The sequence below is a fragment of the Mesorhizobium sp. M8A.F.Ca.ET.207.01.1.1 genome (assembly GCF_004794715.1).
Taxonomy (GTDB): Bacteria; Pseudomonadota; Alphaproteobacteria; order Rhizobiales; family Rhizobiaceae; genus Mesorhizobium.
In genome coordinates this window covers 1-363 of record NZ_SRUS01000236.1, presented here as the reverse complement: position 1 = coordinate 363, position 363 = coordinate 1, and the positions used below count along the sequence as shown (strand labels likewise).

Annotated in this window: 1 protein-coding gene; it reads right to left on the bottom strand. The window is 69.1% G+C overall.

Going from position 1 to position 363, the window contains the following annotated elements:
* Window positions 1-363: PLP-dependent transferase (locus EN850_RS34335; RefSeq protein ID WP_189591301.1), on the bottom strand; the 363-nt coding region annotated here is incomplete at both ends.

Sequence of the window (363 nt, the reverse complement as noted above, 5' to 3'; positions counted from 1 at the left end):
GGGTCATGGTCGCCGGATGGGCGATCAGGCTTTCGACGCCGCCCAGCGATTCGGCCAGGGTGAAGCAGCGCAGGCCATCGACGAACGCGCGCACCGCCGCATGCGGATCGTCACCGGCGCAGTGCGCCAGTTCGAACGACAGCATCGCGCCGAAACTGCTTTGCTGGCGCGCCGCGATGTCGTGGCCCGGATGATCGGCCAGGCCCGGGTAGTACACCCTGCCGACGGCCGGATGCTGGTCCAGCAGGGCAACGATCGATGCGGTGTTCTCCTGGTGCACGCGCAGGCGCGCGTCCAGCGTGCGCAGACCGCGCAGGGTCAGGAAGGCATCGAACGGCGAACCGGTCAGGCCCAGCGCATTGC